At 65.3% G+C, this 11,709-nt stretch carries 11 protein-coding genes and 2 tRNA genes; 8 read left to right on the plus strand and 5 right to left on the minus strand.

All coding sequences use genetic code 11. The annotated features are described in order from the left end of the window. The first annotated feature begins 173 nt into the window (after positions 1–173). From ACZ9AQ_RS09020 to ACZ9AQ_RS09040, 5 genes are all read left to right on the plus strand, one after another. On the plus strand, positions 174–1,112 hold the full coding sequence (locus ACZ9AQ_RS09020; protein ID WP_429203429.1) for a peptidylprolyl isomerase: 939 nt from the start codon (positions 174–176) through the stop codon (positions 1,110–1,112). A gap of 51 nt (positions 1,113–1,163) precedes the next feature. Continuing rightward, positions 1,164–3,104, plus strand: coding sequence for a DNA mismatch repair endonuclease MutL (gene mutL / locus ACZ9AQ_RS09025; protein ID WP_429203430.1), 1,941 nt, complete (start codon positions 1,164–1,166; stop codon positions 3,102–3,104). Further along, positions 3,101–4,057, plus strand: coding sequence for a tRNA (adenosine(37)-N6)-dimethylallyltransferase MiaA (gene miaA, locus ACZ9AQ_RS09030; protein WP_429203431.1), 957 nt, complete (start codon positions 3,101–3,103; stop codon positions 4,055–4,057). The genes mutL and miaA overlap by 4 nt, the downstream gene beginning before the upstream one ends. Positions 4,058–4,138: 81 nt before the next feature. Continuing rightward, positions 4,139–4,215 (plus strand) — tRNA-Met (locus tag ACZ9AQ_RS09035). A gap of 73 nt (positions 4,216–4,288) precedes the next feature. After that, positions 4,289–4,365, plus strand: a tRNA-Met gene (locus tag ACZ9AQ_RS09040). A 59-nt stretch (positions 4,366–4,424) separates the two neighbouring features. On the opposite strand, the gene ACZ9AQ_RS09045 is transcribed toward ACZ9AQ_RS09040, so the two are convergent. From ACZ9AQ_RS09045 to ACZ9AQ_RS09055, 3 genes are all read right to left on the minus strand, one after another. Continuing rightward, positions 4,425–4,583, minus strand: coding sequence for a hypothetical protein (locus tag ACZ9AQ_RS09045; protein ID WP_036215215.1), 159 nt, complete (start codon positions 4,581–4,583; stop codon positions 4,425–4,427). Positions 4,584–4,667: 84 nt separating this feature from the next. Then, a complete protein-coding gene (locus ACZ9AQ_RS09050) occupies positions 4,668–5,000 on the minus strand; it encodes a putative signal transducing protein (RefSeq protein ID WP_429203432.1) in 333 nt (110 codons plus the stop codon). An 11-nt stretch (positions 5,001–5,011) separates the two neighbouring features. Then, positions 5,012–6,280: a DUF445 domain-containing protein gene (locus ACZ9AQ_RS09055; RefSeq protein WP_429203433.1), complete on the minus strand. Its 1,269-nt coding sequence runs from the start codon at positions 6,278–6,280 to the stop codon at positions 5,012–5,014. A gap of 170 nt (positions 6,281–6,450) precedes the next feature. On the opposite strand from ACZ9AQ_RS09055, the gene ACZ9AQ_RS09060 reads away from it, so the two are divergent. Then, positions 6,451–8,166, plus strand: coding sequence for a cation:proton antiporter domain-containing protein (locus ACZ9AQ_RS09060; RefSeq protein ID WP_429203434.1), 1,716 nt, complete (start codon positions 6,451–6,453; stop codon positions 8,164–8,166). Positions 8,167–8,280: 114 nt separating this feature from the next. Here ACZ9AQ_RS09060 and ACZ9AQ_RS09065 read toward each other — a convergent pair whose 3' ends face one another. Next, positions 8,281–10,239 carry an AAA family ATPase gene (locus ACZ9AQ_RS09065; protein WP_429203435.1) on the minus strand — a complete coding sequence of 653 codons (1,959 nt, stop codon included), beginning with the start codon at positions 10,237–10,239 and terminating at the stop codon, positions 8,281–8,283. A 198-nt stretch (positions 10,240–10,437) separates the two neighbouring features. On the opposite strand from ACZ9AQ_RS09065, the gene ACZ9AQ_RS09070 reads away from it, so the two are divergent. Further along, positions 10,438–10,719: a hypothetical protein gene (locus ACZ9AQ_RS09070; protein WP_429203436.1), complete on the plus strand. Its 282-nt coding sequence runs from the start codon at positions 10,438–10,440 to the stop codon at positions 10,717–10,719. Between the two features lie 78 nt (positions 10,720–10,797). Then, positions 10,798–11,070, plus strand: a complete 273-nt coding sequence (locus tag ACZ9AQ_RS09075; RefSeq protein WP_429203437.1) for a hypothetical protein — start codon at positions 10,798–10,800, stop codon at positions 11,068–11,070. 36 nt (positions 11,071–11,106) lie between these two features. Here the strand turns inward: ACZ9AQ_RS09075 and ACZ9AQ_RS09080 are convergent, their stop codons facing one another. After that, positions 11,107–11,658: a DUF1697 domain-containing protein gene (locus ACZ9AQ_RS09080; protein WP_429203438.1), complete on the minus strand. Its 552-nt coding sequence runs from the start codon at positions 11,656–11,658 to the stop codon at positions 11,107–11,109. Positions 11,659–11,709: the final 51 nt, after the last annotated feature.

The following is an 11,709-nucleotide window of genomic DNA, read 5'->3' on the forward strand; positions in this document are numbered from 1 at the left end:
ACCGCCGATCGCCAGCGGCCGCGCTCACGCCTAGCGGCACGATCCCGGTCAGGTGTTCCCGGATGACTGACATCATCGCCCTCTCCTCTCCGCCAAGAGGTTCTTGCCTTTCGAACGGCCGCGCATCGCCCTGGACTACAATTGTCCGGACATCAATAAGAAGCGGAGTAGACATGCAGGCAATGACCACGATCCAGACACTCGCCGCCACCGCACTCCTTGCGCTGTTTTCCCTGCCCGCCAGCGGCGCCGCCGCGGCGCCGGCCAGGTCCGGCAAGGAATTGCCGCCCAAGCCCTCGGTGGCGGACGTGGTCAAGGCCTCCACGCCAGCCGACTGGCGCCCACTCGATCCGGAAAACACGCTGTACATGGAACTGCCGGCCGGCCGCGTGGTCATGGAACTGGCCCCGAACTTCGCGCCGAAGGCGGCCGCGAACATCCGCGCGCTGGTGCGCGAACGCTATTTCGACGGCTTGTGGATCATGCGCGCGCAAGATGGCTTCGTGGTGCAATGGGGCGACCCCGACGAAGACACGCCGCGCCCGTTCAAGGCCGCCAGGACGGTGGACGCCGAATTCACCGTGCCCGCCAGGGGCACCGGCCGGTTCACGCTGCTGAAGGAGCGCGACGTCTATGCGCCGCAGGTGGGCCACGTGAACGGCTTTCCGGCGGCGCGCGACCCGAAGGCCGGCCAGGCCTGGCTGCCGCACTGCTACGCGATGGTCGGCGTGGCGCGCGACGAGGCGTCCAATACGGGCAACGGTTCGCAGCTGTACGCCGTGATCGGCCACGCGCCGCGCCACCTGGACCGCAACATCACCGTGGTCGGCCGCGTCGTGTCCGGCATGCCGCTGCTCACGGTGATGCCGCGCGGGACCGGCGCCGCCGGCTTTTATGACAAGGCCGAGCAACGCACGCCGATCGCCAGCGTACGCCTGGCGGCCGATGTCACGCCGCATGAGCGCAGCCGGCTCGAGGTGATGCGCACCGAAAGCGCCGCCTTCCAGGCCGTGATCGAGGCCCAGCGCAACCGCGGCGGCCCGTGGACCAAGGTCGCGGCCGGCGCCATCGACCTGTGCAATGTGCCGATTCCCGTGCGCGAACGGCAATAGGCCGATCCGGGGCGGCGATTCCGGACCGTGAACGCGCGATATAATCGGGGCATGAACGCCCCAGCCCCGACCCACCGCCCCATCCAGCAGCTCCCCGACCAGCTCATCTCGCAGATCGCCGCCGGCGAAGTGGTCGAGCGGCCATCGGCCGTCGTCAAGGAACTGCTGGAAAACGCACTCGACGCCGGCGCGACCCAGATCACCGTGCGCCTCGAAGAAGGCGGGGTCAAGCGCATCGCGATCACCGACAACGGCCGCGGCATCGCGCCGGAGCAACTGCCGCTGGCGCTGGCGCGCCACGCGACCTCCAAGATCGCTTCGCTGCACGACCTCGAGAACGTGGGCACCCTGGGCTTTCGCGGCGAGGCGCTGGCCTCGATCGCCTCGGTGGCCGCGGTGCGCATCACCTCGCGTACGCCGGACGCGGCCCACGCCTGGGAAATCGTCGGCTCGCACGAAGGCACGGTCGCTCCTTCCTCGGGGGCCTGCGGCACCACGATCGACGTGCAGGACCTGTATTTCAATACGCCGGCGCGCCGCAAGTTCCTGAAATCCGAACAGACCGAATACGGCCACTGCGCCGAAGTCGTGCGCCGCATCGCGCTGGCGCGTCCCGACGTGTCGTTCAGCCTGTCGCACAACGGCCGCACGATCGACCACTGGAACGTGAGCGAAGCGGCCAAGCGCAGCGCCCACATCCTCGGCAGCGATTTCGCCGAGGCGCGCCTGGCGCTGGACGAATCGGCCGGTCCGCTGCACCTGCACGGCTACGTCGGCCTGCCGACCGCCTCCAAGGCGCGCGCCGACGGCCAGTTCTTCTACGTGAACGGGCGCTTCGTGCGGGACAAGGTGCTGGTGCATGCGGTGCGCGCCGCCTACCAGGACGTGCTGCACGGCGACCGCTTCCCCTCGTACGTGCTGTCGCTGGACCTCGATCCGGCGCTGGTCGACGTCAACGTCCACCCATCGAAGATCGAGGTGCGCTTCCGCGACAGCCGCGCGGTGCACCAGTTCGTGTTCCACGCGGTGCAGCGCACGCTGGCCCAGACCTCGGCCACGGCGCACGGCAGCGTGCCGGCGCCGGTCACGGCGGCCGAGGTGCGGCCCAGCGGCACGCCATTGTGGCAACTGTCCGAGTCGCCGTCGCGGCCGCAGATGCGGCCGCACGAGCAGACCTCGTTCGGGTCGCAGTTGTCTACGCAGTTGTCCACCTTCTCGCCGTCGCCGTATCCGGCCGGCAGCCGCTGGGACGATCCATCGACCAGCGGCGGCGTGGCGCAGCGCACCGAGGCGTATGGCGCGCTGTTCAGGTCGGATGCGGCGACGACGTCCGCGCCGACAGGCGCCCCGCTGGAGGTGCCGCTCTCGGCGTCGGACCGCCCGCTGTCGAACGACGACTTCCCGCTCGGCTTCGCGCTGGCCCAGCTGCACGGCATCTACATCCTGGCCCAGAACACGCGCGGCCTGGTGCTGGTCGACATGCATGCTGCCCATGAGCGCATTCTCTACGAGCAGATCAAGAACGCGCTCGACGCCCAGGCCCAGGGCCAGGAAATGCAAGTGCAGTCGATGCTGATCCCGGTGACCTTCTACGCCGACGCGGTCGAAGTCGCGACCGCGACCGAGCACCAGGACACCCTGAAGACGCTCGGCTTCGACATCGCCGCGCTGTCGCCGACCACCCTCGCCGTGCGCAGCGTGCCGACCCTGCTCAAGAACGCCGACGCCCAGACGCTGGCGCGCGACGTGCTGCGCGACGTGCGCGAATACGGCGGCTCGCGCGTGCTGATCGAGCGCCGCAACGAGCTGCTCGGCACCCTCGCCTGCCACACGGCGGTGCGCGCCAACCGCATCCTGGCCGTGCCCGAAATGAACGCGCTGCTGCGCCAGATGGAAAGCACCGAACGCGCCGACCAGTGCAACCACGGCCGCCCCACCTGGGTCCAGCTCGAGATCGCCGCGCTCGATAAACTGTTCTTGCGCGGCCAATGATGAACGAGACGAAAAAGCCGATGGCCGTGGCCATCATGGGCCCGACCGCGTCCGGCAAGACCGCGTGCGCCCTGCGCATCGCGCAGACCCGCCCCGTCGAGATCATCTCGGTCGATTCGGCCCTGGTGTATCGCGGGATGGACATCGGCACCGCCAAGCCCCAGCCTTGCGAGCTGGCCGCCGTGCCGCATCACCTGATCGACATCCTCGACCCGCTCGAGGCGTATTCGGTGGCGCAGTTCCGCGACGACACCATCCGCCTGGTGGGTGAGATCACGGCGCGCGGCAGGCTGCCGCTGCTGGTGGGCGGCACGATGATGTATTTCAAGGGACTGGTCGACGGCCTGGACGACCTGCCGACGGCCGATCCGCAGGTGCGCGCCGCGCTCGACGCCGAGGCCGCGCGCATCGGCTGGCCCGGCATGCACGACAAGCTGCGCGCGGTCGATCCGGCGACCGCCGCGCGCCTGGCGCCGAACGACGCCCAGCGCATCAACCGCGCGCTGGAAATCCATGCCCTGTCCGGCCAGCCGATGTCGGCCCTGCTGGCAAAGCGTGCCAAGCCCGCGCTGCCGTTCGATCTGGTGTCGTTTGGCCTCGAGACCGACGACCGCGCCGTGCTGCACCGGCGCATCGCGCTGCGCTTCGACCAGATGCTGGGCGAGGGCGACGAACAGGGCCTGGTGGCCGAAGTCGCGCGCCTGCGCGCGCGTGGCGACCTGTCGCCGGCGCTGCCGTCGATCCGCTGCGTCGGCTATCGCCAGGCCTGGGACTACCTGGACGGCAATATCAGTCGCGCCGAACTGCGTGAGCTGGGCATCATCGCCACCCGCCAGCTGGCCAAGCGCCAGATCACCTGGCTGCGCGCGATGCCGGACCGGATCGTGATCGATTGCCTGGGGCCCGATCCGGCGCAGGCGATGCTCGACCACCTCGAAGCATTGGATAAATGACATCGGCGCGACATTTTTGCGCGCAGAACACGCCACGATCTTGACAGGCAACCGGTCGCGCCCGATAATATTGGTCGTTGCGGTGATATAGCTCAGCTGGTTAGAGCACAGCACTCATAATGCTGGGGTCGGTGGTTCAAGTCCACCTATCACCACCAAGAATTCCAGGCGAATGGCTTGGCTCTTCAACGAGTCAAGCCATTTTTGCTTTTGCCTGCTTTTGTCAGTTTCGGTGATATAGCTCAGCTGGTTAGAGCACAGCACTCATAATGCTGGGGTCGGTGGTTCAAGTCCACCTATCACCACCACGCTACGCACAACGGCCCGGTTCTCGCGAACCGGGCCGTTGTTGTTTCCACGCCAAGATTCAGTGCTTCTTGCCGCCGCCCGAGATCTTGTTCTCGGTGGCCCAGGCGCGGCGCTCGGCTTCCTTCTTGCCGACACCCTTCTTCTCATAGCCTTCCTCGATGTGCTTGACCTGGCGCTTCTGCTTGTCGGTGTACGACGACTTGTCACCCTGGGGCATGATGTTCTCCTTTCGACACAAGAGCGCCCAGCGTACGCCGCCGGCGCGCTGCGATTCGTGCGCTACCCCACGCTCGCGCGCGGTCTACTCAGCCTTATGCCACTCGCCGTCCGGCGCGTGTTCGTCGAGCGCATAGTCGCCGCGCGCCAGCGCTTCGAGCACCGAATACGCCTGCTGCACGTGCACGGCATCGACCAGCAGGCGCACGCCGCCCAGGGCCGGCGCCAGCAGCAGGTCGGTCTGCATCAAATGCGCATCGGCCAGCATGGCGGGGATGCCCGACGCCTCGAGGCAGCCCTGGGCCAGGTTGGCGTCCAGCGGGATCATGTAGCGCGCCAGCACGTACAGGTCGCGCTCGGGGATGCGCTCTACCTCTGGGTGGGCGGCGAGCCAGTCGTTCAGTGCGAGCGTGTGCATGGTAAAGGCCTTCAGTTCAGGAGCGCGGGCAGGTGGGACAGCAGGTACAAGGTCACGCCGATCATGCCGCCCACGATGGTGCCGTTGATGCGGATGTACTGCAAATCCTTGCCGATATTGAGTTCGATCTGGGCCGACATCTCGCGGTCGTCCCATTGCTTGACGGTGTCGGCGATGTGGCGCGTCAGGAAGCCCGCGAACTCGGGGGCCACGCCGCGCGCGGCCGCTTCCAGGTTCTCGCGCAGCGACTGGCGCAAGGCCGGGTCTTCGCTGAGCACCTTGCCGATCCAGGCGCCCATGGCGACGATGCGCCGGCGCAGGTTGGAATCGGCGCTTTCCAGGTCGCGCTTGAGCCAGGCCTTCAGCTCGGCCCACAGCGAACCGAGATAGGCGTTGAGGGTCTCGTCCTCGAGCAGGTAGCGCTTGACGTCGTCGGCTTTGGCCAGGAAAGCGGGATCGGTTTTCAGGCGCTCGATGAAGCCGGCCACGTAGTCGTCGAAGCGGTGGCGCAGCGGGTGCTCGGGATCGGCCGCCACCTTGCCCAGCACACCGGCGGCCAGGCGCACGGCGATGTCGGCGCCCTTGCGGCCGATGAGGTCCGAGGGCAGCATCTTTTCGATGAAGGCGTAATCCTCCTTGAGCCAATCGACGATGCCCTGGACGATGTAGTCTTGCGTATCCGTGTTGTCCAGCAGCCGCGCCAGTTGCCGGATGCCTTCGTCGAGCAGTTCCTGGTGGCGCCGGCCGCGGGTCAGGCTCTCGAGGATGGCGCCGCTCGACTTCGACAGGTCGACGCTCTTGACCATCGTGTGCACGCCGCGGCGGATGAAGTTCTGCACCGCCGCGTCCTCGATGAAGTCGAGCATGAAGGTGGCGGCGCGCACCAGGTGGGCGCCCATCAACTCGGTATTGGCCGGCTTGACCAGCCACTCGGCCACCTTCTGCACCGGATCGTGGCGCCGGATCAGGCCAACGATGGAATCGGTATCGAGGAATTTCTCGCGCACGAACAGGGCCAGGTTGTCGGCGATCTTGTCCTTGTTGTTGGGGATGATGGCGGTATGCCGCGACACGATCGGGATCGGCACGCGCCGGAACAAGGCCACCACCGCGAACCAGTCGGCCAGCGCGCCGACCATGGCCGCTTCGGAAAAGGCGCGCAGCAGGCCGGTCCACCAGGTGTACGGCAGCAGCAGGCTGAGCACGAACAGCACGGCCGCGCCCACGAAGAAGCCGAGGGCGATCCGTTTGGAACGGCGCAGTTCATCCTGTTTTTCCATGCAACGCTGGCTCGGTAGTAGCAATATGCCGATGCTATCGCACTTCGCGCGCGGACGACGCGCCGGCGGCGCCAACATCGCGCCGTTGGCGGCTCCTGATGTTTTTACAGCCCGCACATACTGCTGACTTATACTGAACACCTTCCAACCCGATCCAGAACCGCCCCTGCATGCACCACGAATTAACCCTCATCACCACGATTGCCGCCGCACTCGGCTTCGGCCTGATGTTCGGCATGCTGGCCGTGCGCCTCAAGCTGCCGGCGCTGGTCGGCTACCTGGCCGCCGGCGTCTTCATCGGCCCCGCCACGCCGGGCTTCGTGGCGGACATCGGCCTGGCTTCGCAACTGGCGGAGATCGGCGTCATGCTGCTGATGTTCGGGGTGGGCTTGCATTTCTCGCTGAAGGACTTGCTCGACGTGCGCCGCATCGCCCTGCCCGGCGCCCTGCTGCAGATCGGCGTGGCCACCGGGATGGGGATGGCGCTGGCGTGGTGGTGGGGCTGGAGCCTGGGCGCCGGCATCGTGTTTGGCCTGGCGCTGTCGGTGGCGAGCACCGTGGTGCTGCTGCGCGCGCTGGAGGCGCGCGGCGTGCTCGACTCGATGAACGGCCGCATCGCGGTGGGCTGGCTGGTGGTCGAGGACCTCGTGATGGTGCTGGTGCTGGTGATGCTGCCGGCGCTCGCCGGGCCGCTCGGCGGCAAGGGCGATGCCGGGCTCGATCTGTGGCCGGCGCTGGGCATGACCCTGCTGCAGGTGGGCGGCTTCATCGCCTTCATGCTGATCGTCGGGCGCAAGGTCTTTCCGTGGTTCCTGTGGCGCGTGGCCAGGACCGCCTCGCGCGAGCTGTTCACGCTGTCGGTGATCGCGGCGGCGGTCGGCATCGCCTATGCCTCGTCCAGCCTGTTCGGCGTGTCGTTCGCGCTGGGCGCCTTCTTTGCCGGCATGGTGCTGCGCGAATCGGAACTGAGCCACCGCGCGGCCGAGGAATCGCTGCCGCTGCGCGATGCGTTTTCAGTCCTGTTCTTCGTCTCGGTCGGGATGCTGTTCGATCCGATGGTGTTGATCGACAATCCGCTGTACGTGCTCGGCGTGGTGCTGGTGATCGTGGTGGGCAAGTCGCTCGCCGCCTTCATCCTGGTGCTGGCGCTGCGCTACCCGCTCAATACCGCGCTGACGGTGTCGGCCAGCCTGGCGCAGATCGGCGAGTTCTCTTTCATCCTGGCGGCGCTGGGCATGCAGCTCGGGCTGCTGCCGGAACTCGGGCAGAACCTGATCCTCGCCGGCGCCATCATCTCGATCGCCTTCAATCCGCTGGTGTTCTCGACGATCGAGCCGGCCCAGCGCTGGCTGGGCAAGCAACATCACCTGATGCACCTGGCGCGCAAGCTCGAGCGGCCCGCCGATCCGCTGGCGGAGCTGCCGATGACGACCTCGCGCGAAAAGCTCAGCAACCAGGTGGTGCTGGTGGGCTTCGGCCGGGTCGGGCACCGCATTGCCGAAGACCTGACGGCGCGCGGCATTCACTTCGTGCTCGCCGAGCAGCACCGCGAGCTGGTCGAGCAGGCGCGCGAGCGCGGGATTCCGGCAGTGGTGGGCAATGCGGCGGAACCGGCGGTGCTGATCCAGGCCCATATCCACAAGGCGGCGATGCTGGTGATCGCGACGCCGGACACCTTCGACGTGCGCAAGATGGTGGAGATTGCGAAGGCGCTCAATCCGTCGATCCGCTGCGTGGTGCACACGCACAACGACAACGAAGCAGAATTGCTGCGGGCGGAAACGGGTGGACGGGTGTTCGTGGGGGAACAAGAGCTGGCCAGCAGCATGACGCGGCATGTGCTGGAGACGCTGCGCGAGCGACAGCGTGCTCCACACGAGCATTGACTCCACGGGGAGCTGCATGAGCATGATCCGCCCCCCACACGTTCCAGCGACCCTGCAAACAAAAAAACCCGTCCCGCTTGCGCGGGACGGGTTTCATCAAAACGGACTTGTCGATCAGGCGGCGACTTCTTCCTCGCACAAGGTCAGCTTGGCCGTCCGATGCCCATGCAGCTGCGGCATCAGGAGTTCGCTGCGCTCTTCCAGCAGCGCAAACACCTCGTCTTTGGACAGCACATACTGCTCCAGCAGCGTATCCTTGAGCGACTCCATCACCAGCTTGTAGTCGCGGATCGCATCGAGGGTGTAGCTGTACAGCGCATCCGCCTTTTCTTCCACCAGGCGCACGGTGTGCTCGCCGCTGGCTTCCTGCTGCAGCTGGCTGTAATCGATCTTCGAGCGCGAATACATCGACAGGCGGCTCACCATCAGGTTCAGCATCTTGGTGATCTTCTCGATGTCGTTCTGGCTGCCGACCGAAATGCCGCGCGCGCCATAGAACATCTCTTCGGCCGCCACGCCGCCATACAGGCCGACCACGTCACGCTCCAGTTCTTCGAGGGTGCGCAGCGACATGTCTTCGCCCGACTGCAGCACGTAACCCAGCGCGCCGATCTTCGACACCGCTTCGGTGCTGATCTTGAGCAGGTGCGACTTCTCCTTCACTTCGGCCAGGCTGAGCCCGGCGCGCAGATACGGATCGATCTGCATGAAGAAGTGCCCCAGCTCGTGCAGGGCGATGCGCTCGCGCTGCTTGTGCTTGTCAAGCGTCGTCGCGCGGTCGGTGAGGCCAATGGTGGCGCGCTCATAGGCGCGGAACATCAGGTTGGTGTTGATGATCGTCTTTTCCTGGATCGACAGCATGCTGGCGCGCTCGACCACGGTTTCCAGCAGCGCCGGGCTCAGGTTCTGGGTGATCTCGGCCACCTGGTCCAGGTTCAGGTCTTCCCAGTCGACCAGGCCATCTTTTTTACGCGCCAGGAAGCTGCGCAGCAGTTCGCGGCGCTCGGCCTTGTTCGGCAGGCGGAAATTGATCTTCACCGAAAAGCGGCGCAGCATCGCTTCGTCCATCTCGGTCGTGTTGTCGTCGAAGTTCGAGGCAACGATCCAGATCACGCCTTGCCCCTTGTCGCTCTTCACGCCGTCAAGCAGGCCCAGCATGGTGTTGGCGGTGTCGTCTTCCCATTTCTTTTCGCTGCGGCCACGCGGCATGAACAGGCTTTGCGCTTCATCCAGGAAAATGATGCACTTGCCCTTGGCGCAAGCCTTGCGGTACAGGGCGTTCAGGGCCTTCGAGCCGCCGCCGACGTAGCCCGACTCCAGCGCCGAACCCGAAGCCGAGATCATCGGCATGTCGAGGCGCTTGGCCAGGTAGCCCACCAGCTTGGTCTTGCCGGTGCCGGCAGGCCCGGTCAGCATCACGTTGAACGGCTTGTCGATATTGTGCGACTGGTAGACCTCGCGGTTGCGGATCATGTCTTCCAGGTGCAGCACTTCCTGCTTGATGTCGTCCATGCCGATCAGGTCGTCCAGGCTGCCCTTGAGCTTGTCCGGGGTGATCATCGATGCGCTCGTGCCCATGCCCGGGACGCCGAACTTCATCACGTACAGCACCAGCAGCACCAGGATGATCGGGAAGGCATTGCGCTTGAGGAAGTCGACGGTCTGGTCGAGCATGCTCACGCCCTCGTCCATCACCGCCTTGTGGCTGTCCAGGTAATCGTCCTTGGCGATCGAATACGGGATCGCGTTCTTGAGCAGCACTTCGCGCTCGAGCGACAGGTGCGAGGTGCTCGGCACCTTCACCACGTGCAGGCTCGCCGCGTCCTTGAACTTGTAAATGTAGCGCGGCGCCTCCGACAGCGGATGCGCGATCAAGAGGTAATCCAGGCGCGCTTTCTGCCCGGCCAGCGAGGTGATCTCGGCGATGTTCTGCGAGTGGATTACCGGGCTCGGGTCTTGCGGCACATCGGACTTGAAGATCGCCAGCGCCACCAGCGTGCCCAGCACGATGGCGGACAGGATGCGGACGTAGACGTTCTTGAAGGCTATCTGAAGTCGGGCAAAGTTGGGCATCTGTTTACTCGTCGAAAAGTGCGTCGTGCAAAAGTGGAACTGCTGTTGCCGCATCGCGAAAGGCAGCGAATGCGGTGCCGGCCAGGGCCGGGGTTCAGACGTGTTGGTTGGGACGTTGCTGTGATGCCCGAAGGCAAGGGGATAAGGAGACTATACCTTCAAAAAAAACCGCAGTGAATACCTTGCGGATAAAAAAGTGTGGAATTTGAGGATAATGAAAAAGCTGATAACGGTTTTGATTATCCGAGTGACAGCAATAATGATGAATGTGCTAATCAAACATCGTTTGATTGCGAAATTCGCATTATCAATCCACCCACTTCTGCATTATATGAAGTACTAAGCGCTGTTTATTTACCACAGTCAACTTTTGCCTTGAGTGAGCGCAACATGCACGCATCTTTCAGCAAATATATGATTTCGTTCAACAACCCACCAACGCAACTGCGCGCGGTGAGGCCTGCGGATTTGCTATGCTGATCGGGTAGATGGCGACCGCGGATGAGGTTTCAACGCATCCAAAGCTTGGTGGCATTTAGCTTGTAAAGAGGAACGGCTATGAAAAGATATGTATTGACGGCGGCGCTGGCGGTCTTCCTCGGCAATCCGGCCCAAGCCGCTGTAATCGATGTTGCGCCCGACAATGGCCTCCAAGCCACTCCGACTCCGCAACGGGTGCACGACCTGGCGGTCACGGGCCACACGCATATCGTCACCCCACCATCTCACCTGTCCGAACTGCCCGAGCCGGAAGTGTTCGCGATGATGCTGGTCGGCCTGATCCTGATCGGCTACCGCGCCCGCCGGGACAGCAGCGACAAGTTCAGGTAGGCGCCCGACGGCGCCGGGCATGCCGCGCCGCGGCCGTCAGCACCCGGCCGGATGGTGGCACAGGCCGTGCAGCCTGGTGATCGTGCGCCAGTTGCGCGAGGTGGTGCCATCGCCCAGCCCCTTGCCCAGGGCGGCTGCGGCGGCGCTGTCGAGCACGCCTTCCGGGCACCACACATAGGCGGCGCGGCGGCCCATCGCCAGGGCCTCGGGCTGCCAGTCCTGGCCGCACAGGCAGGCCGCTACCTCGCGCTGCGGCTCGCCCACCAGCAGGAAGACGAACAGGCGCGCATGGTCGTCGGCCAGGTCGAGCAAGGGATTGTCGTCGATGATGTCGGCCAGCTCCTGGTGCTCGAGCACGAACACGCGCGCCCCCACGCCAAGACGCAGCACCATCGCTTCCTCGATCGCCTCCGCGGCCTGGCTGGATGGCACGGCGGCATCGAAGATCACATTGCCGCTGTTGAGCAGGCTGCGCACGCCGGTGTAGCCGAGGCTTTCGACCAGCTTGCGCAGGTCGGCCATGGCGATCCGTTTGGCGCTGCCCACATTTACGCCGCGCAACAAGGCAATGTAGCGTTGGCTGGTCATGCGGGCATGGTAACGTGGCGCGGACTATCGGTGCGCGCGTCTTGACGCGGT

This window comes from Massilia sp. UYP34 (assembly GCF_056279385.1).